The 22632-nt window shown below is 69.7% G+C and carries 21 protein-coding genes and 2 rRNA genes; 18 read left to right on the top strand and 5 right to left on the bottom strand.

The genetic code is table 11. From position 1 onward, the window contains the following. Together ABN273_RS13150 and rrf are read left to right on the top strand one after the other, a co-directional pair. A 23S ribosomal RNA gene (locus tag ABN273_RS13150) occupies nt 1–233 on the top strand; the annotation flags it as partial. Between the two features lie 78 nt (nt 234–311). Then, nucleotides 312–428 (top strand): 5S ribosomal RNA (gene rrf / locus ABN273_RS13145). Between the two features lie 1253 nt (nt 429–1681). Here the strand turns inward: rrf and ABN273_RS13140 are convergent. Next, on the bottom strand, nt 1682–2266 hold the full coding sequence (locus ABN273_RS13140) for a hypothetical protein (protein WP_349449000.1): 585 nt from the start codon (nt 2264–2266) through the stop codon (nt 1682–1684). 12 nt (nt 2267–2278) lie between these two features. On the opposite strand from ABN273_RS13140, the gene ABN273_RS13135 reads away from it, so the two are divergent. Then, the gene (locus tag ABN273_RS13135) at nt 2279–3244 is read left to right on the top strand and encodes a prolipoprotein diacylglyceryl transferase (protein WP_349448999.1); all 966 of its coding nucleotides are present in this window, start codon (nt 2279–2281) and stop codon (nt 3242–3244) included. A gap of 261 nt (nt 3245–3505) precedes the next feature. On the opposite strand, the gene ABN273_RS13130 is transcribed toward ABN273_RS13135, so the two are convergent. Further along, on the bottom strand, nt 3506–4438 hold the full coding sequence (locus ABN273_RS13130) for an MBL fold metallo-hydrolase (protein WP_349448998.1): 933 nt from the start codon (nt 4436–4438) through the stop codon (nt 3506–3508). 110 nt (nt 4439–4548) lie between these two features. Between ABN273_RS13130 and ABN273_RS13125 the strand changes: the two genes are divergently transcribed. Then, nucleotides 4549–4968, top strand: coding sequence for a single-stranded DNA-binding protein (locus tag ABN273_RS13125; protein WP_349448997.1), 420 nt, complete (start codon nt 4549–4551; stop codon nt 4966–4968). Nucleotides 4969–5265: 297 nt separating this feature from the next. Here ABN273_RS13125 and ABN273_RS13120 read toward each other — a convergent pair whose 3' ends face one another. Further along, nucleotides 5266–7125 carry a DUF1015 family protein gene (locus tag ABN273_RS13120; protein WP_502911011.1) on the bottom strand — a complete coding sequence of 620 codons (1860 nt, stop codon included), beginning with the start codon at nt 7123–7125 and terminating at the stop codon, nt 5266–5268. Nucleotides 7126–7243: 118 nt separating this feature from the next. Between ABN273_RS13120 and ABN273_RS13115 the strand changes: the two genes are divergently transcribed. Both ABN273_RS13115 and ABN273_RS13110 read left to right on the top strand, forming a co-directional pair. Then, on the top strand, nt 7244–7666 hold the full coding sequence (locus ABN273_RS13115) for a tetratricopeptide repeat protein (protein ID WP_349448995.1): 423 nt from the start codon (nt 7244–7246) through the stop codon (nt 7664–7666). 388 nt (nt 7667–8054) lie between these two features. Beyond that, a complete protein-coding gene (locus tag ABN273_RS13110; RefSeq protein ID WP_349448994.1) occupies nt 8055–9026 on the top strand; it encodes an HAD-IIA family hydrolase in 972 nt (323 codons plus the stop codon). Between the two features lie 37 nt (nt 9027–9063). Here the strand turns inward: ABN273_RS13110 and ABN273_RS13105 are convergent, their stop codons facing one another. Both ABN273_RS13105 and ABN273_RS13100 read right to left on the bottom strand, forming a co-directional pair. Next, nucleotides 9064–9408 (bottom strand): ABC transporter permease, encoded by a 345-nt coding sequence (locus ABN273_RS13105; protein WP_349448993.1) that lies wholly within the window; start codon nt 9406–9408, stop codon nt 9064–9066. Between the two features lie 279 nt (nt 9409–9687). Beyond that, nucleotides 9688–10035, bottom strand: a complete 348-nt coding sequence (locus ABN273_RS13100; protein ID WP_349448992.1) for an SCP2 sterol-binding domain-containing protein — start codon at nt 10033–10035, stop codon at nt 9688–9690. 126 nt (nt 10036–10161) lie between these two features. Here ABN273_RS13100 and ABN273_RS13095 point away from each other — a divergent pair, with 126 nt between their 5' ends. From ABN273_RS13095 to pssA, 12 genes are all read left to right on the top strand, one after another. Then, nucleotides 10162–10320: a hypothetical protein gene (locus tag ABN273_RS13095; RefSeq protein WP_349448991.1), complete on the top strand. Its 159-nt coding sequence runs from the start codon at nt 10162–10164 to the stop codon at nt 10318–10320. Continuing rightward, nucleotides 10317–11129: a TlyA family RNA methyltransferase gene (locus ABN273_RS13090; protein WP_349448990.1), complete on the top strand. Its 813-nt coding sequence runs from the start codon at nt 10317–10319 to the stop codon at nt 11127–11129. The genes ABN273_RS13095 and ABN273_RS13090 overlap by 4 nt, the downstream gene beginning before the upstream one ends. Continuing rightward, complete coding sequence (locus ABN273_RS13085; protein WP_349448989.1) at nt 11126–12025, top strand: NAD kinase; 900 nt, start codon at nt 11126–11128, stop codon at nt 12023–12025. Before ABN273_RS13090 ends, ABN273_RS13085 begins: the two co-directional genes overlap by 4 nt. Nucleotides 12026–12120: 95 nt before the next feature. After that, entirely contained in the window at nt 12121–13830 is a 1710-nt protein-coding gene (gene recN, locus ABN273_RS13080) for a DNA repair protein RecN (RefSeq protein ID WP_349448988.1), read from the top strand. Nucleotides 13831–13903: 73 nt separating this feature from the next. Beyond that, on the top strand, nt 13904–15100 hold the full coding sequence (gene steA / locus ABN273_RS13075) for a putative cytokinetic ring protein SteA (RefSeq protein ID WP_349448987.1): 1197 nt from the start codon (nt 13904–13906) through the stop codon (nt 15098–15100). Then, nucleotides 15097–16074, top strand: a complete 978-nt coding sequence (locus ABN273_RS13070) for a copper transporter (protein WP_349448986.1) — start codon at nt 15097–15099, stop codon at nt 16072–16074. Before steA ends, ABN273_RS13070 begins: the two co-directional genes overlap by 4 nt. Before the next feature lies 1 nt (nt 16075). Beyond that, nucleotides 16076–16939, top strand: a complete 864-nt coding sequence (locus ABN273_RS13065; protein ID WP_349448985.1) for a hypothetical protein — start codon at nt 16076–16078, stop codon at nt 16937–16939. A gap of 73 nt (nt 16940–17012) precedes the next feature. After that, entirely contained in the window at nt 17013–18686 is a 1674-nt protein-coding gene (gene murJ / locus ABN273_RS13060; protein ID WP_349448984.1) for a murein biosynthesis integral membrane protein MurJ, read from the top strand. 77 nt (nt 18687–18763) lie between these two features. Further along, nucleotides 18764–19903, top strand: coding sequence for a glycosyltransferase (locus tag ABN273_RS13055; protein WP_349448983.1), 1140 nt, complete (start codon nt 18764–18766; stop codon nt 19901–19903). 179 nt (nt 19904–20082) lie between these two features. Continuing rightward, entirely contained in the window at nt 20083–21066 is a 984-nt protein-coding gene (locus ABN273_RS13050) for a TerC family protein (RefSeq protein ID WP_349448982.1), read from the top strand. A gap of 108 nt (nt 21067–21174) precedes the next feature. Beyond that, complete coding sequence (locus ABN273_RS13045) at nt 21175–21816, top strand: phosphatidylserine decarboxylase (RefSeq protein WP_349448981.1); 642 nt, start codon at nt 21175–21177, stop codon at nt 21814–21816. Beyond that, complete coding sequence (pssA, locus tag ABN273_RS13040; protein ID WP_349448980.1) at nt 21803–22630, top strand: CDP-diacylglycerol--serine O-phosphatidyltransferase; 828 nt, start codon at nt 21803–21805, stop codon at nt 22628–22630. The genes ABN273_RS13045 and pssA overlap by 14 nt, the downstream gene beginning before the upstream one ends. Nucleotides 22631–22632: the final 2 nt, after the last annotated feature.

Genomic DNA, 22632 nt, shown 5'->3' with positions numbered 1-22632 from the left:
CGGGACGGACGAACCTCTGGTGTGCCAGTTGTACCGCCAGGTGCACGGCTGGTTGGCTACGTTCGGGAGGGATAACCGCTGAAAGCATCTAAGCGGGAAGCTTGCCTTGAGATGAGGTCTCCCACCCCGTGAGGGGGTAAGGCTCCCGGTAGACGACCGGGTTGATAGGCCGGAGGTGGAAGCACGGTAACGTGTGGAGCTGACCGGTACTAATAGGCCGAGGACTTGACCACAAAGCAGACTTTTTTGAAGTTGTTCTTGCTCGCGTCCACTACGCAATTCTGAGACAGCAAACAGCTGTTTCGCGGGGTTGCGGCGGTTATGGCGGGAAGGAAACACCCGGTTACATTCCGAACCCGGAAGTTAAGCTTCCCTGCGCCGATGGTACTGCACTCGGGAGGGTGTGGGAGAGTAGGTCATCGCCGCACAATTCTTATGGAAGAGGGCCACCTTTCGGGGTGGCCCTCTTTTTGTTTTTCCTTCCTCTCACACTGCGAGAGTCCTCGCCTGACGTCCACACCGACGTTCTCGAGGCTGTAATCGGCCGGCCACCGGGGAAGCCGCCTTCATCCGGCTCATGGACGTTCCTGGGCTTGCTAGGCTGGAAGATACCGGGCCACCCCAGGGGTGGCCTTCGTCGCGTAAGGCCCGTGGGCGGGCGGCGACCAGCCACGGTGGACCGTCGTTGTGAGTCCGCTGGGTGAGCCAACGAAATGGACCAGAAGTGAACAGAGATAACGGATCGGACGGCGGACAGCGCGGGCGCGGCGACTACGGGGACAGGCGCTCCAGCGGAGGCGACAGGAGCGGGGGGTACGGCTCTCGCGGGAGAGACTCTGGCGGTGACCGTCCGTTCCGTTCCGATGACAGGTCGCGTTCCTACGGGCGAGACCGGGCGCCACGGCGGGACGACGGCTATCGGGACGATCGCGGTTCCCGGCGAGAAGGTGACGAGCGTCGTTCGTTCCGGGATCGGGATGATCGTGGTCCGCGTCGTGAGGGCGGCTATGGCGATCGTCGCGAGGGCAGGTATGGGGACCGTCGTGAGGGCGGATTCCGTGACGATCGAGGCCCGCGCCGTGAAGGCGGCTACGGTGATCGTGGCCAGGGCCGTGAGGGCGGATATCGGGACAACCGTGGCCCTCGGCGCGAAGGGGACGATCGCGGACCTCGCGGTGACGATCGTCGTATCTATCGGGACCGTGATGACCGGGGTCCACGCCGTGAGGGTGACGAGCGTCGTTCGTTCCCGGATCGGGATGATCGTGGTCCGCGTCGTGAGGGCGGCTATGGCGATCGTCGCGAGGGCAGGTATGGGGACCGTCGCGAGGGCGGGTTCCGTGACGATCGAGGCCCGCGCCGTGAAGGCGGCTACGGCGATCGTGGCCCGCGTCGGGAAGGCGGTTCCGGTGATCGTGGTCCGCGTCGGGAAGGCGGTTCCGGTGATCGTGGTCCGCGTCGGGAAGGCGGTTCCGGTGATCGTGGTCCGCGTCGGGAAGGCGGCTACGGCGATCGGCGTGAAGGCAGGTACGGGGACCGTCGCGAGGGTGGATTCCGTGATGACCTGGGTCCACGCCGTGAGGGTGACGAGCGTCGTTCGTTCCGGGATCGGGATGATCGTGGTCCGCGTCGTGAGGGCGGCTACGGCAACCGGCGCGAGGGTGGCCCCGCGCGCTCGTTCTCACGCGACGACCGCGGCCCTCGTCGGGAAGGCGGCTACGGTGATCGTGGTCCGCGTCGCGAGGGCGGCTACGGCGATCGTGGCCCGCGCCGCGAGGGTGGATTCCGTGACGACCGGGGCCCGCGTCGTGAGGGCGGCTACGGCGATCGGCGCGAGGGCAGGTACGGGGACCGTCGCGAGGGTGGATTCCGTGACGACCGGGGCCCGCGCCGAGAGGGCGGCTACAGCGGCCGACGCGAGGGCGATGGAGGCCCGCGTCGTGGCGGCGGTTATGGCGACCGTCGTGAGGGCGAGCGCGGTCCCCGGCGTGAGGGTGGTCCCGGCCGCCCGTTCTCGCGCGATGACCGCGGGGAGCGCCCCAGTTCCCCGGGCACCCGTGCCAGGTACGGCAGGTCCGACCGGGAGGACGAGGCTCCCAAGCGCGAGAAGTTGCCCGATGTCCCGCTCGACATCACCGCGGACGAGCTCGACAAGGAAGTCCGCGAGGAACTGCGGTCCCTTCCTGGCGACCTCGCCGAGCTGGTGGGCCGGCACCTCGTCGCCGCTGAGCGGGCGCTTGAGGACGACGACCCCGACCGGGCGCACGAGCACACGAAGGTGGCACGCAGGTTCGCGGCCAGGATCGGCGTCGTACGCGAGGCCGCCGGCATCGTCGCCTATCGCGCGGGGCACTTCTCCGAGGCGCTGAGCGATCTGCGCGCGGCCAGGAGGATGACGGGCTCGGAGGCGTACCTGCCGGTCATGGCCGACTGCGAACGCGGTCTCGGCCGCCCCGAGCGGGCGATCGACCTCGTACGTTCACCGGAAGCCGAACGACTCGACCGAGCCGGACGCATCGAGCTGACCATCGTCGAGTCCGGCGCCCGCCGTGACCTGGGCCAGCACGACGCCGCTGTGATCACCTTGCAGCGGCTTCCCGAGCTGCGGGACCCGCAGCCCAGGCCGTGGTCGGCGCGGCTGGCGTTCGCGTACGCGGACGCGCTGGCCGATGCCGGGCAGCAGGAGGCGGCCGCGGAGTGGTTCGGCAGGGCGATGGCGTTCGACGAGGACGGGGAGACGGACGCGGCGGAACGGTACGCCGAGCTGACCGGTTCCGTCATCGAGGACGTCGAGGAGGACTTCGACGACGCCGACGCCGATGAGACGGGTGCGGAAGCGGACGACCTCCTGGAGGAGGAGCCGGTCTCGGAGGGTGGCGCAGCGGAAGAGCCCGCCGATGTACTGGATCGAGAGCCGCGGTCAGAGGACCCGTCCGACGGCCCCGAGCCAGAGCGAGCGGGCCCGGCCGAAGCACCTGATCAGGAGGATTCGGCTGCCGTACCCGATCGGGAGCCGGAGCAGGTGAGCACGGACGAGGTGCGGGACGGAGGACCCGAGCAGCCCGGCCCGGCCGGCGCCGCAGAGGGCCCGGCCGATGAGCGGGACACGCCAGAGGCAACGGCACAGGTCCAGGCTCCGGGCATCACCCCGGCGTTCATCGAGCCGAACTTCGGCGACGTGCTCGCCGAGCGCGACGAGCGCGATGATTCCGCCTCGGACGACAAGCCCAAGACCGACGACTGACGTCTGAGGGGCTCTCCCACGTCTCGCCGTACTTGGGACTACCCCGCCGTCCTGCCGCCGCCCCGCGGTACCACTGCCGTCGTGGCGTGTTGCTGCCGCACCGCTGTAATCGCGGTGTTCCGGTATGGCGGGACGCGGGGTGGGGCTCCGCACGGCACCCCTCGCCCGGGGACGGCGCCGGAGCTGAGCCGTCCCACACATATGGGGCGGCAAGGTGACGGCTCCCCAAACGGAACTGTGGTACGGCGGGGAGCCGGGCCGCTACGGTGAGACGCGGTTGAGCCAGTGGAGAATCCCCGCCACGTTCGACGGAGCACCGCTCAACATCTCCAGCTGCTCACCCGCGCCATCGCCGTCATCCGGCTCCGGCGCACTGTAACGCTCCTTCGTGCGCTCCCTGACCATGGCCACGGCGTGGTCCAGATCCATCCCCTCAGAATGGGCCTGCTTGGTGAGATCCACCCAGATGCGAAGCTCCTCCGCGGACCGTTCGAGAGTCTCCCGCACGGCGTCAACCGGCCCATAGTGGCTGAACAGCAGCCGTTGCGGCCCAAGCCCCTCGAACAACGCGATCGAGTCGAGCGCCGTCTGCAGGTCGAAGTCCGGCGGAGGCGTCGCGGGACGGAGATCGCCTGTTTCTGGCAGGTAGACACCGGCCGCATCACCGACGTACAGATCGCCGGTGGCGGAGTCGATCAGCCCCACGTGATGTTTCGCGTGGCCGGGCGAGTAATGGCTGTTCAGCGTACGTCCGTTGCCAAGGTCGATGGCCCCGGTGTCGCCGAGGGCGACGATGCGTTCAGCGTCAGTGGGGGACAGTTCGCCGAAAAGCGTGTCGAGCTTGTCGCCCCACACCATCCGTGCACTGGCCATCAACCGTGACGGATCAGCGAGGTGGCGGGCGCCCTTCTCGTGTACGACGATCTGCGCGGAGGGGAAGAACTTGGCGATGTCGCCCACCCCGCCTGCATGGTCCAGATGAATGTGGGTCACCACGACGGTGGCCAGATCCTCTGGTCCGACACCGAGCGAGGCGAGCGCATCACGCACCACGGGCGCCGAGGTCGATGTACCCGTCTCCACCAGGCACGGCCGATCACCCAGAATCAGATAACCGGCGGTGATGCCCGTGTATCCAGCCATTTTGGTGTCGATTTCATAGACGTCGCCGCCCAGCGCGGTGATGTTGTCCACAGGCACTCCCGAGCGTCCAGCCGTTGTCCCCAGAACGGCGTTCCAGCCGATCCGGACTCCTCCCCATCGTAGAGAGTGATCTCCATCAGAGCACCGACAGGAGGACAACAGTGGACAGAAACGAAGTCTTGCTGGTGGGCCGGCTCTCCGCGGCGGTCGAAGAGCACCCCATGCCCAGCGGCGACACCGTGACGAAGTGGCGCATCACTGTGCGCCGCCGTCGCCACAGACGCGGAGCCGCCCTGACGGACAGCATCCCGTGCGTCACCTTCGACCCGGAGACGGCCGCCATAGTCCGCCGTCTCAAACCGCGCGACTACATCGAGGTGACAGGGGCCTTCCGCTGTCGTGTGTTCGGCCCGTCGGCAGCCAAGATCTGGCGATACGAGGTGGAAGTGAGCTCCGCCAAACCGTACGAAGCCGACCTCCCCCAACCCGACGCCCTCCCGGACGACCCCACCCTCAGCCCAAACGGAAGCCTCACCGCCCTGATCCCCCGTCAGGTGGCCTACCTCGCACCGGCAAGCTGACCCCGACGCTGGCGGCCGGTCTTGCGGCGTGGAACGGCAGCAGATCGAGGACCGCTCGCGCCAGGCGCACGGCGTCGGAAGGTGGTCGCTGAAGGCGCCCGCGTGCCCAGCGTGGCAGGGGAGGGCGCTCCGCCTTGGTGTGTTGGAAGGCGCTGGATGTGACCGTCCGGAGAGTGAACGTTCCCTCGTGGGCAGGGGCGCCGGTGTGACGGTGCGGAGGTGGCGTTTTCGGTGCTGTTCGGGAGGCATGGATGTGATCGCGAGGACCGCGCGTCCCACCGAGTGCGGGGCGCTGGGTCAGTCGATGGCGAACGTACGGAGGACCAGGCCAGTCCTGGGCTTTGGGCCGAAGGAGGTGGATTTGCGGGGCACTCGTTCACCGCCCGCGGCGACGGCCAGCACGTCCTCGACCGCGAGGGGCTTGAGGAGCACTGCTGTGCCGCCGGTACGGATGGCCAGCCGCACTGCTGCGCCCGTGTCGTGGTGCACGACGCGTACGGCCTGTTCGTCGTCACGCATGCCCCACACCTTGGGCAGCACGAACTCCGTAAGGATGGAGGTGTTGAGGGAGTTCCAGCGCTCGGAGCGGTCGGGCGGCATGGCGCGGGCGAGCTGCATCGGGTCGGGGTCGGTGAGCAGGTGCGCGCCGCCTTCACCGGCGAGCAGGAAGCTCGGTTCGGGGGCCTCCTCTAGCGCGGCCAAGCCCTGCGCCAGGTCGTCGAAGTCGCGCACACGCCATGAGCCCTTGGCCTTGGCCGCCGCCTCGGCGAGGGGGAGGTCGGGGATCACGCGGTGGATGGCCTGGAGGTTGGGCGGGTACGCGGTGGAGTCGACGAGCAGGGCCAACCCGAAGTCCCACGGTCCGACGACGGGCTCCGCGTCCTCCGGAGACCAACCCCCGCCTCCGACGCCTCCACCTTCGGCGCTCCCGCCTCCGGCAGTCCCGGATTGGGTGGTCTGGGTCCCCGCGTGCTCGATTCCGGAGGTCACGGTGCCGGTGTGTTCGGCTGCTGCGTCCTCGGCGCCACCGACTCCTCCGATCACACCGCTGGCACTCAGGCTCGCAAAAGCACCCTTATCACCATCAGTACCGGCGGTGCCTCCGCCAGCATCGCCGTCCAGGCGGGCACCAGCGTCCTCAGCGCCGGCATTGGGGTGCAGGCGGGCACCAGCGTCCTCAGCGCCAGCCCCAGGTGTGGTGGTGCGTGGTGGCGTTTGTGGAGTGGCGGCTCTGGGGCTGGGTGGTGTGGGTTCGCCGGTGGCGGTGTGGACTGGTGGTCTGGTCTGTGCGCGGTGGTGGGTGGCGTGCTCCTGGCGTTGGAGTACGCGGTACGTCGCGTACCGGTGGTGGCCGTCGGCGATCAGAGCTTGGCGGTTGTGGAGGTCGGCGTTTATGGCATCGATTTCGGACGTGTCCGTGATCGCCCATAGGTGGTGCGTGAGGCCGTCTTCCGTGTGTGCGGATACGAGGGGAGGCCGCGTCGAAGCCACCTCGTCCACCACGCGGGTGGCCGTGCCGTGGTCGCCGTCGTAGAGGAGGAAGATGGGTTCGAGGTTGGCCTGAGTGGTGCTCATGAGGGCGAGCCGGTCGGCGATGGGTCCCGGCAGGACGTCCTCGTGGGGCAGGATGATGCGCTGCCCCGGGTCGGCCAGGCCTACGTCGCCGATCAAGCCGCGTTGCAGAACACCTGGCCCGCTCTGCTCGTACACGTAGAGCGCCGGCGCCTCGTCCGGTACCAGGATGCCGGAGTCGAGCCAGGCTCTCAGCGTGTCCCTGGCCCCGGTGTAGCGGTTTTCGACCGCTGTCTCGTTCGGCAGGGAAGGGGCGGCTTGTGCCTTGGGGGCCGGTTCGGCGTCGGCTGAGGCGCTGCTGCTGGTTGTGGTGTCCGTTGGGATTTGGCGGCTGAGCGAGGGCTCTGGTTCCCCTTGCCGGTGGGTGGCCGGGCGCTGGGCTGGGGAGTCGCCGCGAGGGGAGCGGGGAAGGATGAGGCGGACGACGTTGTTTGGATGGGAGTCCAGGAGGGCGTCGACGTCGGCGTCGGAGATCAGGTCGTACGGTGGGGAGGTCACCTTGGCGGGATCTTCGACAGCGAAACGTACGCCTCGGAAGGGCCGTAGCACGAGTCCATCCGGCAACGGCAGTTCAGGAGTCCCCATACCGGGCATGCTCCCATAAATGCTTGTGCCTTCCGGAAGTCGCCCCTTGGTTGCAGTCGTGCCCGTTCCGCAGCAGGGCGGGCGGGATCGCCGCTCACCGCTGAAGGAGTCCTCACGCATGACCCACGATGGAAACGTTCACGATGACGACTCGGGCGCTCCCAGGGGTGGCGTTTACGATTGGTACCAGCGTGGGGTGAAGTTGCTGAAGGAAGGCAGCCCGGCTGCCGCTGCCGCGTTGCTGGAGCGCGCCGCCGCGGCTGAGCCGGAGTCGCGCAGCATTCTGGAGGCGTTGGCTCGGGCGCAGTTCAACTCACGGCAGTACGCGGAGGCCGCGGCCAGTTTCCGGCAGATCGTGGACGCTAATCCGGCTGAGGATTATGCCTACTTTGGGCTGGGGTTGTCGTTGTGGCGGACTGGGGATGTGGAGGGCGCCCAGGAACCGCTGGCCATCGCGGTGGCCATGCGTCCGGATGAGCGGCATTATGTCTCGGCCTTGAAGAGTGTTCGCGCTACCTTGCGGGCTCGCCGAGAAATGTAGCCAGGGAGTGTCGCGATGACGTAGGTGGGCTGGTCCTTTCTTCTCTGCGGTCGGTCTCGTCCTTGTTGGGAACGGGTGTGGGTCGGGACGTGAGGCCGGTCGGTGGGGACCGGTTCAAGCGGGGGCGTTCGTGCGGTGGCGTCTGGGCTGAGAGACGCGATCTGGGGGTATCGGTGGTTGCGCAAACCCTTTGGCACGTTGGTCAAGTTGGGTCGCGGGCTGGTGCCGGGGCGTCCCCGGTAGGCGGGGTGAGCGTAGCGGCTGGGCTTTGGTTGGGGGCAGGGTGGGAGTTGAGGTGAGGTGTGTGGATGGTCGGCCCTTCTGCAGATGGCTGTAGGGCTGGCGCTAGAGTCTCACGCGGTGTGAAAGGCGAACGGGGAGAGGCGCTGTGCTGATCGACGGCTATGACACCCTGCTGCTCGACCTCGACGGCGTGGTCTACCTCGGCAGTCACGCGGTTCCTGGGGCTCCGGCGGCGTTGGAGGAGGCTCAACGGCGAGGGGTGCGGCTCGCGTACGTCACCAACAACGCCTCCCGCACGCCTGCCGCCATCGCCACGCACCTGCGTGAGCTCGGAGCGCCTGCAACGGCCGGTGACGTGGTGACCTCGGCGCAGGCGGCCGCCCGGCTGATCGCCGAGAGGGTGCCGCCCGGGGCGAACGTGCTCGTCGTCGGCGGGTCGGGGCTGCGGCTGGCCGTACGGGATCGAGGATTGCGGCCTGTCTCGACGGCTGCCGAGTCGCCTGTCGCCGTGGTGCAGGGGATCGCGCCCGGCTTGTCGTACGGGCTGCTGTCGGAAGGGGCGCTGGCCGTTCGGCAGGGGGCGTGGTTCGTGGCCTCCAACGGGGACAGCACGATGCCTACGCAGCGGGGGGAATTGCCGGGGAACGGGGCGATGGTCCGGGTGATTGCCGCAGCCACCGGGGTCGAGCCGGTTTACGCGGGCAAGCCGGATCCGCCGCTGCATCGGGAGTCCATGATCCGTACGGGGGCTCGCCGGCCGCTGGTCGTGGGGGATCGGCTGGACACCGATATCGAGGGGGCATCCAATGCGGGCGTCGACAGCCTGCTGGTGCTGACCGGGGTGGCCACGGCTGTCGATGTGCTGACCGCGGGTCCGCGGCATCGGCCCACCTATGTAGGTGTGGACCTGCGCGCGTTGCTCCTGCCGTATCCCGAGGTGCGGGACGGGGTTTGCGGAGGCTGGCGGGCCTGGTGGCAGGACGGCGTTCTGCGCCTCGACGGTGACGGGAGCCGGATCGACGGGTTGCGGGCGGTCTGTGACGCGGCCTGGGCTGTGGCTGGTACGGGGCGGATCGAGGAGGACGCCGTCAAGCCCGTGCTGGATCGGCTCGGTTGAGCGGATGGCGGCATCGTGCCGGAGCAGGGCGATCAGGTCAGGAGAGCGTCCGTGCGACCTGGTGTGTGCGTGTCCGCGTATGTGCCGAGCGCCGACGCCACCAGGATCGCCAACACCCCAGAAGCCCCGACGCGGGCCGCACGCCCAGGGCGAACGCCACCAGCAGGATCCCGACCACCTGGGCCGCGTTCATCCCCACCTGGAACACGAACCGCGACACGATCAGCGAACTACGCCTGATGGGCATGCTGAGCAGCTTGTCCAGATAGCCCGACTCCTTGTCGAACAGCAGCGGCATCGCCGCCGTCACCCCGTTGCCCACCACGGTGAAGGCGATGATGCCCGGCACCGAGAACGCGATGTAGTCGCCCGTGCCCACCACCCGCGGATCGACCGCGCCGCCCAGAGCGCCCGAGAAGAACAGTCGACGGCGAGGCGGTCGCCGAAGGCGCGGCTCAACTGATCTGCTTCGATGATCAGACCCATTTGGTTTGCCTAGCGCTTAATGGTTAATGAAGGCATTAAATAACTGGGCGGGGTGGCGGCTCAATCGGGTTCAGTGGGATGGATGAGGCTGGTGCGGGTCCTTGGAGGAGGTAGGGGTAGGTGGGGCGTTGCGGGGGTGGATGTGCGATTTCGGGGTCGCGAGAGGGCGAAGGAGTCAGAGCAGTTTGCGCAGGCGGAGCAGGTCGCCGAAGCTGGCGTCGATCTTCACCCGTCCGCCGAGCAGCGCCCTGGCCAGGTCCAGCTCCCCGTCCACCAGCGCGATCAGGTCGTCGCTCGCGATCGTGAGCTTGACGTCGGCCGGCTTGCCGTCCGGCGGCGGCTGCTCCGTGAACGGGTCGAGCCCTCCGTGGTGCAGCCGGCCGTAGAAGATCACGTCGAGGTCGCTGACCCGGCAGCTGACCGTGCGCTCGACCACGTGTTTGGCGCGGTCCTCCGCGTCGATCTCGTCGAACTGGGCGACGAGCTTGGCCAGTGCCGACCGGCACTCCTCGACGCTTGCCATGATGCGCATCCTTTCTTCCTTTTGCGGAGGGTAGCGTTCCACATGAGTAGCACCACCGTATGAGCTTCAACGAATGACACGCCTGCCGAGGTCCCGGGCGCTCGCGGGAGGCGTTACGGTCGAGTCATGAGTGAGCTGCAGGAGGAGACCGGCGACGAGCGGGTCGACGCCATCGTGGCCGGTCTGGGCCGTCTGGGCGAGCTGCCGGTGAGCGGGCATGTGCAGGTCTTCGAGGAGGCGTTCTCCGGGCTCGAGTCCACACTGGCCGCCGTGGAAGAGCAGTGAGCCGCAGGATCCGCCTCGACAGCGAGCTGGTACGCCGCGGCCTGGCCAGGTCGCGCGAGCAGGCCGGCCAGCTCATCGAGGCAGGCCGGGTCACCGTCGGCGGCCAGCCGGCCCGCAAGCCCGCCACCCAGGTCGACACCGCCTCCGCCATCGTCGTCGCGTCCTCGGAAGAGGGCCCCGACTATGTTTCGCGAGGAGCGCACAAACTGCTCGGTGCGCTGGAGGCGTTCGAGAGCCTGCGGGTGGAGGGCCGGCGCTGCCTCGACGCGGGCGCCTCCACCGGCGGCTTCACCGACGTGCTGCTGCGCCGGGGCGCCGCCCACGTGCTCGCCGTGGACGTCGGCTACGGCCAGCTCGCCTGGTCGCTGCGCACCGACGAGCGGGTGACGGTGATGGAGCGACTCAACGTCCGTGACCTGACCCCTGACATGGTCGGCGAGCCGCCCACGCTGATCGTCGGCGACCTGTCGTTCATCTCGTTGCGGCTGGTGCTGCCTGCGCTGGCCTCGGTCGCCGCGCCGCGGGCCGACTTCGTGATGCTCGTCAAACCGCAGTTCGAGGTGGGCAAGGAGCGCGTGGGGGCAGGCGGCGTCGTACGCGATCCCGAGCTGCGCAAGGGCGCCGTGCGTGACGCTGCCGCGAAGGCCCGGGAGCTGGGGCTGACCGTGCGGGGCGTGACCGCGAGCCCGCTGCCGGGACCGTCGGGAAATGTCGAATATCTGCTCTGGCTGGGCAAGGGTGAGGGCGAGCCGCCGATTGCCGACCTCGAAGCCGAGATCCAGCGTGCCGTCGCGGAAGGGCCGCAATGAAACGGACCGTGCTGGTCGCCGTACACACCGGGCGTGACGCCGCAGTCGAGAGCGCCCGCCTGGTCATCAACCGGCTGGTCGACGCCGGGATCGCCGTGAGGGTGCTCGAGTCGGAGTTCGGCGAGATCGGCTGCCGCGGGGTCGAGTCGGTGCCAGGAGACCCGGGTGCCGTCAAGGACGCCGAGGTCATGATGGTGCTCGGCGGCGACGGCACGCTGCTGCGCGCGGCCGAGCTGGCCAGGCCTGCCGGCACGCCGCTGCTGGGGGTCAATCTCGGGCATGTCGGGTTCCTGGCCGAGGCGGAGGTCGCCGACCTGGCGGCCGCGGTCGACAGCGTCGTGGCGGGCCGCTACGACGTCGAGGAGCGCATGACGATCGATGTTCTCGCCAGGCTGAACGGCCGGGTGCTGGCCGACACGTGGGCGCTCAACGAGGTCACCGTCGAGAAGCAGGAGCGCATGCTCGAAGTGGTCGCCGAGATCGACGGCCGGCCGCTGTCGCGGTGGGGCTGCGACGGTGTGATCTGCGCCACTCCGACCGGCTCGACCGCCTACGCTTTCTCGGCGGGCGGACCCGTCGTATGGCCGGAGGTGGATGCGCTGCTCATGGTGCCCATCAGCGCGCACGCGCTGTTCGCCAGGCCGCTGGTGGTCTCCCCGCGCTCCACGCTGGCCGTCGAGATCCTGCCCGACACGCCGGGCGGCGTCCTGTGGTGCGACGGCCGCCGCCGCTTCGAGCTGCCGTCGGGCTCTCGGGTGGAGGTGCGCAGGGGCGCCGATCCCGTGCGCCTGGCCCGCCTGCACGGCGTGGAGAGCACCGGAGCGCCGTTCACCGACAGGCTGGTCGCCAAGTTCGAGCTTCCTGTTCAGGGCTGGCGCGGAAGGGTGCGACCCTGAGTCAATGGATGGGAGAGCGCGTAGGATCACATGGGCGCAGGTGTTCGGAAACGACGCGTGTGACCATCGGACACGGCAGTGAACGGGAGTGGGCAGTGCGACCAAGGGTCGAGGAGGTCCGCATCCAGGGGCTCGGCGTCATCGACGAGGCCGTTCTCGAGCTTTCGCCGGGCTTCAACGTGGTCACCGGCGAGACCGGCGCGGGCAAGACGATGGTCGTCACCGGGCTCGGGCTGCTGTTCGGCGGCCGGGCCGACCCTTCGCGCATCCGCCCTGGGGCCGAGCGCACCTCCGTCGAGGGCACGCTGGTCATCGAGCCGGGCGGGCGCGTCTCCCAGCAGGTGGAGGACATCGGCGGCCAGGTCGAGGACGGCGAGCTGATCATCTCGCGCACCGTCTCGGCCGAGGGCAGGTCGAGGGCTTGGCTCGGCGGGCGCACGGTGCCCGTCGGCACCCTGACCTACCTGGCCGACGACCTGGTGGCGGTGCACGGGCAGATGGACCAGCAGCGGCTGCTCCAGCCCGCCAGGCAGCGCGCCGCGCTCGACCGCTACGCGGGTGACGAGCTCGTCAAGCCGCTGCGCGCCTACTCTCAGGCCTACAAACGGCACAAGCAGGTCGGCGCGCTGCTCGAGGAGCTGACCACCAGAGCCAGGGAGCGGGTGCAGGAGGCCGATCTGCTGCGCTTCGGCCTGGAGGAGATCGAGAAGGTCGACCCCAAGCCGGGCGAGGACGCCGAGCTGCGCGGCGAGGAGGAGCGGCTCTCGCACGCCGACGCCCTGCGCAGCGCCGCCACGACCGCGCACACGGCGTTGCTCGGCGACCCGATGGAGGCGGCGGGCAGCCCGCACGACGTGATCTCCCTGCTCGGCGAAGCGCGGGCGGCCGTGGAGGTCGTGCGCGACTTCGACCCCCAGCTCGCCTCCGTGGCCGACCGGCTGGCCGAGGCCGGATACCTCATCTCCGACGTGGCCACCGATCTGGCGGCGTACGCGGAGTCCGTCGAGGCCGACCCCGCGCGGCTGGCGGCCGTGCAGGAACGCCGGTCGGTGCTGTCCGGGCTGATCCGGAAATACGCGGAGGACAGCGCGGGCGTCCTGGCATGGGCGCAGCAGGCCGCCACGCGGCTGTCCGAGCTCGAGGGCGACGACGAGCGCATCGAGGAGCTGACCCGCGAGCACGAGGAGCTGACCGCCCGGCTCACCGACCTGGCAGGCGAGCTCACCGGGGTCCGCCAGGCCGCCGCCGAGCGGTTCGGCCAGGCGGTGACTGAGGAGCTGACGGCGCTGGCCATGCCCCACGCCAGAGTCGTCGTCCAGCTCGGCCAGAGCGAGGACTTCGGTCCTGAGGGCCGCGACGAGGTGGAGCTGCGGATGGCCGCCCATCCCGCCGCGCCGCCCCTCCCGCTCAACAAGGGCGCCTCCGGCGGCGAGCTGAGCCGCGTCATGCTGGCGATCGAGGTGGTGTTCGCCGGCGCGGACCCGGTGCCGACGTTCGTGTTCGACGAGGTCGACGCCGGTGTGGGCGGCAAGGCAGCGGTTGAGATCGGGCGCCGGCTGGCCAGGCTCGCCCGCACCGCGCAGGTCATCGTGGTCACGCACCTGCCGCAGGTCGCCGCGTTCGCCGACCAGCACCTGGTGGTCGAGAAGGCCAGCGACGGCAGCGTCGTGCGCAGCGGGGTGGTCACGCTCGACCACGAGGGCCGCGTACGCGAGCTCTCCCGCATGCTGGCCGGTCTGGAGGACTCCGAACTGGGCCGGGCACACGCGGAGGAACTACTCGGTCTGGCCGCGGCAGACAGGTGATCTTGAGTGACATAGCGGACACGCCGCGTGATGCGTGGCCTCCGCGCTGTTTCGCTCTGGCAGGATGGTCTTGATGAAGGTTCCGGGGAGCAAGATGCCGGGCCTCCGCGGCAGGAAGGTTGGTGACCTTCCCGGTGTAACGGCAGTGGCGAGAATCGACCGGCGTACCAAGAGGCTGACAAAGCGTCTCCAGCCCGGGGAAATCGCGATTATCGACCACGTCGACGTTGACCGGGTCAGCGCGGAGGCACTCGTCGCGTGCGGTGCCGCGGCCGTAGTCAACGTGGCCAGCGGCATCAGCGGCCGTTACCCCAACATGGGGCCACAGATCCTGCTCGAAGCGGGCGTGCCGTTCGTCGACAACGCCACCCGGGATCTGTTCGAACGGGTCAAGGACGGCGACGTCGTCCGCGTCAACGACGGCGTCGTCTATCTCGAGGACGACATCGTCGGCAAGGGTGACGAGCAGACCGTCGAGGCCGTCGAGGCGGCCATGGCCGAGGCCCGCGCCGGGCTCGCCGTGCAGATCGAGGCTTTCGCCGTCAACACGATGGAGTACGTTCGTGGTGAGGGCAGGCTGCTCATCGACGGAGTGGGCGTGCCTGAGATCCGCACCCCCATGGAGGGCAGGCATGTCCTCATCGTGGTGCGCGGATATCACTACAAGGAAGACATCGCCACCCTCCGCCCCTACATCCGCGAATACCGCCCCGTCCTCATCGGCGTCGACGGCGGGGCCGACGCGCTGCTGGAGGCCGGCTACCTGCCCGACGTGATCGTGGGCGACTTCGACTCGGTCTCGACCAAGGCCCTGACCAGTGGCGCCGAGCTGATCGTGCACGCCTACCGCGACGGCAGGGCGCCGGGCCTGGAGCGCGTGCACCAGCTCGGCCGCGAAGCGGTGATCTTCCCCGCTACCGGCACCAGCGAGGACATCGCGATGCTCCTGGCCGACGAGAAGGGCGCCGAGCTGATCGTCGCCGTCGGCACCCACGGCACGCTGGAGGAGTTCCTCGACAAGGGACGCTCCGGCATGGCCAGCACCTTTCTCACCCGGCTGATCATCGGCAGCAAGCTCATCGACGCCAAGGGCGTGAGCAGGCTCTACCGCAGCCGCATCTCCACCCCGCAGTTGCTGCTACTCGTGATCACGGCGCTGATCACGATGAGCGTCGCGCTCTTCCTCTCGCCGATCGGCCAGACCTGGCTGAACGGACTGCAAGATGCCTGGAACGCGTTCATCTTCTGGCTGGTCGGACTCTTCTCGTGATCGATTTCCGTTATCACCTCGTCTCCATCGTCGCGATCTTCCTGGCGCTCGCGGTGGGGATCGTGCTGGGCACCACGCTGCTGCAGGAGCCGGCGGTCAAGTCGGCGCAGGAGGTGGCCGCCCAGCTCACCAAGTCGAAAGAGGACCTGCGAACGCAGCTCGACGCCCTCCAGGGCCGCGAGGCCAGCAACGACGCGGTCATCGCCGCCATCACGCCGAGCCTGGTGGCGGGCGGCCTGACGGGCCAGCGGGTGCTCCTGGTCGAGACGCCCGGCTCCAGCACCTCCGTACGCGAGGCCGCGCAGCAGGTGCTCACTCAGGCGGGCGCCCAGATCTCCGGGCGGGTCGCGCTGACGGAGAAGCTCCTCGACCCCAAGGGCACCGGCGTGCTCGACGGCCTGGTCAACCAGCTCAAACCGGCCAACATGATGTTCCCCGCCACGGCCACCCCCTGGGACAGGGCCGCCACGCTGCTGTCGGCCGCCTTCGTCACCACCGACCAGGCGCAGGTGGGCACCCCCAACCCGGCCACCGCCGACGTCGTCAGCGCGTTCGAGACCGGCGGGCTGCTCACCACCGAAGGCGACCCGCTCAAGCGGGCCACGCTCGCCGTCATGTTCGCGCCGGAGAAGCCGTACGAGGGCGAGAACGCCGAGCTCCAGGCGGGCGCGCTCGTCTCCATGGCGAACGGCCTCGACGTGGCGGGCAAGGGCACGGTGCTGGCCGGGATCGCCGCCGCCACCGCCGTCCCCGGCGATCCGATCGGCGCCCTGCGCGACGACAGCGAGATCGCCAAGCGCGTCACCGCGGTCGACACCGCGGACATGCCCGCAGGCCGCGTCGCGATCGTCTACTCTCTCCGGGAGCAGATGAGCGGCCGCGCCGGCCAGTACGGCATCGGCAAGGGCATCTCCGCACCGCTGCCCTCGGTGCCGGCCGCCACCCCGTCACCCACCACCCAGTCAGGGAGCTGACATGCCTGCCACCCGGGTCCGTGGCCTGCTCTACGCCCTCGCCGGTGCCGCGATCGGCGCCGCAGCCGCCCGCGTCGCGTACTCCGCGTTCACCCGCAACCGCCCGGCCGACCTGACCGGCCGCTGGACGCGCAAGAACCACCGCGGCGAGCCCATCACACTCCTCGAAGGCCCCGCGTTCGTGGCCGGGGCCGGCGCCGCGGCCGCGCTCGCGCCCGGCCTGCCGGGCCGTCTGCGCCTGGCCGCGCTCGTCGTGGGCGGGGGCAGCGGCGCGCTCGGCGCGTACGACGACCTGTACGGCACCACGTCCTCCAAAGGCTTCAAGGGTCACCTGACCGCGCTCGCCCGGGGCGAGGTCACCAGCGGCGCCGTCAAGATCCTCGGCATCGGCGCCACAGGGCTCGGCGCAGCCGCCCTCGTCTCCCAGGGACCGGCCGACATCCTGGTCAACGGCGCGGCCATCGCCGGCGCCGCGAACCTCGCCAACCTCTTCGACCTGCGCCCCGGCCGGGCCATCAAAGTGGGCCTCCTGACGGGCGGGCCGCTGCTGGCCGCCTCCCTCTTCCGCGACGCGCCCGCCGCCGCCGCGCTGGCCGCCGTGCCACTGGGGGCCGCCGCGGCGCTGCTGCCCGAGGACCTCGGTGAGCGCGCCATGCTCGGCGACGCCGGCGCCAACGCCCTGGGTGCCCTGCTCGGGCTCGCCGCCGTCACCAAGCTGGGCAGGCCCGGCCGGTACGTCCTGCTGGGCACCGTCGTGGCGCTGACCACCGCCGCGGAGAAGGTCAGCTTCACCAAGGTCATCGCGGGCAACCCCGTGCTCAACCGCATCGACATGCTCGGCCGCCGTCCCGCCGACCCTGTGTGAGCCCGCGTTTGTCGGTACGGCCTGCCAGGATGTTCTGCGTAAGCGTGGTCGGGAGCGGGGCTGAGGGGGCCGGGTGGCTGTGGTGACGGCGCGCGGGGTCGCGGGCGGCGCCATGCTCATCGGAGCCATCACCGTGCTGGCGCGCATCGCCGGCTTCGCCAAGCAGTATGCCTTCGCGCAGACGGTGGGCACCAACTGCCTCGCCACGGCCTACATGACCGCCAACCAGATTCCCAACATCGTCTTCGAGGTGGTCGTCGGCGGCGCTCTGGCCGGGATGGTCGTCCCAGTGCTGGCCGGGGCGGCCGCCCGCACGCCGGGGAGGCCGGCTCCGGATGAGGGCGTCACCGGTCCGCACCCGGCCGGCCGTTCGGTGGAGCGGGTCGGGTGGATCGGCTCGGCGCTGCTGACCTGGGTCGTCGTGGTGCTCGTCCCGCTGGGCGTGCTCACCGCGCTGTTCGCCGGTCCGATCATCGGGTTGTTCTTCGGCACGGCCATCGACGGGTGCGAGGACGTCGGGGCGGTGACGGCGGTCGCCGCCCGGATGCTGGTCGTCTTCGCCCCCCAGATCCCCCTGTACGGCGTCGCCGTCGTGCTCTATGGCGTGCTGCAGGCGCACAAGCGCTTCGCCGGGCCCGCGGTCGCGCCGCTGGTGTCCAGCATCGTGGTCATCGTGGCCTATCTGCTGTTCGTGCCGCTCAGCGGCGGAGCGTCCGATCCTGCCACGCTGCCGGGCCCGGCCGAGCTGGCGCTGTCGGCAGGCACGAGCCTGGGGGTGCTGTCGCTGGTGCTGGCCGTGATCGGGCCCACGGCCCGGCTGGGGCTGCGGTGGCGGCCCACCCTGAGATTCCCCGACGGGGTGGCCGGCCAGGTGCGCAGGCTCGCCGTGGCCGGGATCGCCGCGCTCCTCGCCCAGCAGGCCGCCATGATCGTGGTGCTGGTGCTGGCGAACAAGGCGGTCGGCAACGGCGCCATCGCCGTCTACAACTACGCGTGGGCGATCTACCTGGTGCCGTACGCGGTGCTGGCCGTGCCCATCGCCACCAGCGCCTTTCCCCGGCTGGCCGCGCAGGCCGGCGAGCCGGAGGCGTTCTCCGAGCTGGCGGCGCGCACCACGCGGGCCGTGGTGCTGGTGTCCGGGCTGGCGGCCGGCGTGCTGGCCGCCGCGTCCTGGCCCGGCGCCGTGGTGTTCCTCGGGTTCAAGTCCGAGGTCCCGGCGGACGAGCTGGCCCGTGCCATCGCGCTGTTCGCGCCGGGGCTGGTGGGATACGGGCTCATCGCGCACCTGAGCCGGGTCCTGTACGCGGCCGGGCGCGGCCGGGCGGCGGCCACCGGGACCGTGGCCGGGTGGATGGTGGCGATGGTCGCGCAGGTGGTGTTCGCGCTGGCGCTGCCCGACGGGTGGCGGATCGGGGGGATGGCGCTCGGCATGAGCGTGGGCATGAGTGTGGGCGGGGCGCTCCTGCTGGGCTCCGTGATCCGTGCCCGAGGGAGCGGGGCCGTGGCCGGGCTGCCCAGGGCCGCCGGCGCGGCGCTTGGCGGCGGCCTGCTGGGGTACCTGGCGGGAGCCGGCGTGGTGGGGCTGATCGGGGCCGGCGGCATCTGGCCGAACGTGTGGGCCGCCGTGCTGGCCGCTCTCGTGGCGCTGGTGGTGGGTGCGGCGGTCATGGCCGTCGTGGACAGGGCCGATGCCGCCACCGTGGCCGCACTGCTGCGACGGGGCGGGCCGCGTGATGGCGCCGGCTGAGCAAGGGACGGTGCCTTCCGTGACGGGCATCGCATACGGAACGGCGTTCGCGTCGGGCAGCACCTGAGGAGCGGGTTGTGCGGGTGGCTTTCGTGCTGGGCACCACGTCCGGCGGCACCGGGCGGTATGTCCTGATGCTGGTCGAAGGGTTGGTGCGGCGGGGGCACCAGGTTGCCGTCATCGGGCCGCGCAGCGTGGAGGAGCAGTTCTCCTACACCCGTGCGGGAGCCCGTTTCGCGGAGGTGGCCGTGTCGGATCGGCCGCACCCGGTGAACGACCTGCGTGCGGTCCTGACCATCAGGCGGTTGACCCGGGACGCCGACGTCGTGCACGCCCACGGGCTGAGAGCCGGAGCACTGGCCGGGCTTGCGACGCTGGGGCGGACGGGGCTCGGGAGGCTGGAGCGGGCCGGGCTCGCGAGGCTTGGGCGGGCGGGTCGGCCGCGGCTGGCTGTCACCTTGCACAACGCGCTGACCGCCGGTGGGTTCATCGGGCTCGTCTACGGGGTGCTGGAGCGGATCGTGGCCCGGCGGGCCGACCACGTGCTCGTGGTGTCGCCGGACCTCGGCGAGGGCATGTCCAGGCTCGGCGCCCGGGACGTGCGGGCCGCCGTGGTGCCCGCACCTGCGCCTGGGCCGGCGAAACGCACGCCTCAGGAGGTCAGGGACGAGCTGGGCGCGGGCGTGCGGCCTGTTCTGCTGACGGTCGCCCGGCTGGCCCAGCAGAAAGGGCTCGAGACGCTGCTCGACGTCGCCGCCGGGCCCTGGCCGTCCGGAGATCCGCTGTTCGTGATCGCGGGCGACGGGCCGCTGCGCGAGGAGCTGCGGCGCAGGATCGAGGACGAGAAGTTGCCCGTGCTGTTGCTGGGGCACCGCAAGGACGTGCCCGACCTGCTCGGGGCCGCCGCCGCCCTGCTGATGCCGAGCCGCTGGGAGGGCCAGCCGCTCACCCTTCGCGAAGCGCTCATGTCGGGAACACCGGCAATCGCCTCCGAGGTAGGGGGGATTCCAGAAATTTTGGGGGATGCCGGGATCCTGGTCCCTTACGGGGACGTCGAGGGGCTGCGCGCGGCCGTACGAGAGCTGATCACAACGCCGGGACCTGCGGAAACTCTGGCAGCGGCGGCCGAGCGGCGGGGGCGGGAGATGCCCGGCGCGGACGATGCCGTGGAGAGCGTGCTGGCCGTGTACGGCCCTCAAGATCGGGAGGATGATTAGGCCGGGTGAGGGCGTTCTCATATACTGCCTGGGTTAGGGAGGGGAGTATCCCTTCGCGACAGCCTCGTCATCACGGTGCAGCCCCACTCCACGGGGCCCCCGGGGCTGCCGGTCCGCGGTTGTGAGCGGGCGGGAGAGACCTCCGGCAATGAGTCGTGCATGCCGGAAGGTCTTGAGACGTGACTGTACCCGTGTGGGCCTGGATCGCCGTGATCGGCGGTCTCATCGTTGTCCTCGCCATTGACCTGTGGATCGTCGACCGCGGAGAAGCCCGAGAGTTCTCCATGCGGCAGGCCGGATACTGGGTAACGTTCTACGTCGCTCTCGCCGCGGTGTTCGGCGTGGTTCTCTGGGCCACGTTCGGGGGTGACAAGGCCGGGGAGTTCTTCGCCGGCTACATCACCGAATACAGCTTGAGTGTCGACAACCTGTTCATCTTCTTCATCATCATGAGCAGGTTCGCCGTGCCGCGGGCCTACCAGCACAAGGTCCTGCTCGTGGGCATCCTGCTCGCGCTCGTGATGCGCGGCGTCTTCATCGCGCTCGGGGCCGCGGCGCTGGAGCGCTTCAGCTGGCTGTTCTACGTGTTCGGCGCCTTCCTCGTCTACACGGCGATCAACCTCGTCCGCCAGCACCTCAAGGGCGAGGAAGAGGAGTTCAACGAGAACGTCGTGCTGAGGTGGGTGCGCCGGGCGTTCCCCACCACTGAGGGGTACGTCGGCTCCAAGGTCACCGTCAAGATCGACGGCAGGCGCATGGTGACTCCGATGCTCATCGTGATGGTCGCGATCGGGAGCACCGACCTGTTGTTCGCGCTCGACTCGATTCCCGCGATCTTCGGGCTCACCAAGGACCCCTTCATCGTCTTCACGGCCAACGCGTTCGCCCTGATGGGGCTGCGTCAGCTCTACTTCCTGCTGGGCGGGCTGCTCCAGCGACTGGTGTACATCAGCTATGGTTTGGCGTTCATCCTCGGGTTCATCGGGGTTAAGCTGATATTGGAGGCGTTGCACGCCAGCCATGTCTCCTGGGCGCCCGAAATCCCCATCTGGGTGTCGCTCTCGGTCATTGGTGCCACCATGGTCGTCACCACCGTGGCCAGCCTGGTCAAAGCGCGCATCGACGCGCGCCAGGACGAGGAGCCACACCCGGAGCAGGTCTAGCGAAAAGGACTTCGAGGCGCTTTGCTTGTGTAGTTGCGCCGTGTCATAGTTGCTTGTTCTGTAACATCACGGCAAAGCGCCCAATTCAGTCTCCACCAAAGGTTGTACGTGTCAGACGATTCTGCCAAGTCGAGCCGCGTCCGGCTCGCACGCGGGGTCTCCCCGTGGCTCATCCCGACGGCGGCCGCGGCGGCCGCCACCGCGCTGCTGACGCGCAAGGACCGGCGATGGGCGCTCGCGGCGGCGCCGCTGAGCGCGCTCACCGGGGGCATGCTCTGGTTCTTCCGCGACCCTGACCGCACGCCGGGCGAGGGCCGCATCCTGTCGCCCGCCGACGGGGTGGTACAGAGCATCGACCCATGGCCGGACGGCCGCACCAGGGTCGCGATCTTCATGAGCCCCCTGAACGTACATGTCAACCGCGCCCCTCTTGCGGGAAATGTCGCATCCGTGCAGCATGTGGCAGGTGGGTTCCTGCCGGCGTTCAACAAGGACAGCGACCAGAACGAGCGCGTGGTGTGGCATTTCGAGACCGCGCTGGGCGACATCGAGATGGTGCAGATCGCGGGCGCGGTCGCGCGCAGGATCGTGCCGTACGTGAGCAGCGGCGCGAAGGTCGCGCAGGCCGAGCGGATCGGGCTCATCAGGTTCGGTTCGCGTGTCGACATCTACCTTCCCGAAGGGATATCTCCCGCGGTGTCCGTGGGCGAAAAGACGGTTGCGGGGGTGACCAGAATTGACCGCGGCTGACGCCGGTAGTTGGCAGGCGGATGAGGAGGAAGAACCTCGTGGTCCGGTCGGCAAGGCGTTCCGCCTGTCGGCTGCGGACTCCCTCTCGCTGGGCAACGCGGTCTGCGGGTTCCTCGCCGTGTGCGTCCTGGCGTACTCCGCGATCCAGCAGCTCCAGGGCGGTCATCGTTTCACGCCCGACCCGAGCTACTTCGCCACCGCCATCGTGCTGCTGCTGATCGGCGCGACGTGCGACCTGTTCGACGGCCTCGTCGCGCGGCGCTTCCGTGCCTCCGCGATGGGCGCCGAGCTCGACAACCTGGCGGACGTCATCAGCTTCGGTTTCGCGCCCGCGTTCATGGTCGTGATCTGGGGCGGGTTCACCGACCAGGTGCCGTTCACGATGGTGGTCGCCGCGGCGGCGGCCGTGCTGGTGGCCGGGGTCGTACGCCTGGCCAGGTTCGCCTGCGTCAAGACCAAGAGCGGCGACTTCATGGGCCTGCCCATCCCCATGGGCGCCATGACCGTGATCTCCATCGTGCTGCTGTTCCAGCCGAGCATCTGGTCGCTGCTGGCCGTGCTCGGGGTGGCGTGGCTGATGGTCAGCCGGATCGAGTACCCCAAGCCGAAGGGGCAGCTCGCGGCGGGCGTCCTGGGCTGGATCCTGGTGAACGTGGCGTTCCTGACCTTCTGGGTGGCCTGGCCGGAAGGCGGCGACCTGCCGATCAAGATCGGCGCGAGCATGCAGATCGCGCTCGTGGCGGCGATCCCGCTGCGGATGATGGTCTACAAGCGGGAGCAGCGCCGGGAAGCGGCCACGCGCGTCGGCAACTGACG

This window comes from Nonomuraea sp. B19D2 (genome assembly GCF_040137845.1).
Classification (GTDB): Bacteria; Actinomycetota; Actinomycetes; order Streptosporangiales; family Streptosporangiaceae; genus Nonomuraea.
The sequence above is the reverse complement of the archived record's forward strand: the minus strand, read 5'-3'. Positions and strand labels throughout refer to the sequence as shown.

What these genes read in the sequence shown, in the direction of transcription:
- ABN273_RS13120 (WP_502911011.1), bottom strand. Translation starts at nt 7,125, where the DNA reads ATGGGGACTCCTGAACTGCCGTTGCCGGATGGACTCGTGCTACGGCCC.
- ABN273_RS13115 (WP_349448995.1), top strand. Translation starts at nt 7,244, where the DNA reads ATGACCCACGATGGAAACGTTCACGATGACGACTCGGGCGCTCCCAGG.
- ABN273_RS13100 (WP_349448992.1), bottom strand. Translation starts at nt 10,035, where the DNA reads ATGGCAAGCGTCGAGGAGTGCCGGTCGGCACTGGCCAAGCTCGTCGCC.
- ABN273_RS13095 (WP_349448991.1), top strand. Translation starts at nt 10,162, where the DNA reads ATGAGTGAGCTGCAGGAGGAGACCGGCGACGAGCGGGTCGACGCCATC.
- ABN273_RS13085 (WP_349448989.1), top strand. Translation starts at nt 11,126, where the DNA reads ATGAAACGGACCGTGCTGGTCGCCGTACACACCGGGCGTGACGCCGCA.
- steA (WP_349448987.1), top strand. Translation starts at nt 13,904, where the DNA reads ATGAAGGTTCCGGGGAGCAAGATGCCGGGCCTCCGCGGCAGGAAGGTT.
- ABN273_RS13065 (WP_349448985.1), top strand. Translation starts at nt 16,076, where the DNA reads ATGCCTGCCACCCGGGTCCGTGGCCTGCTCTACGCCCTCGCCGGTGCC.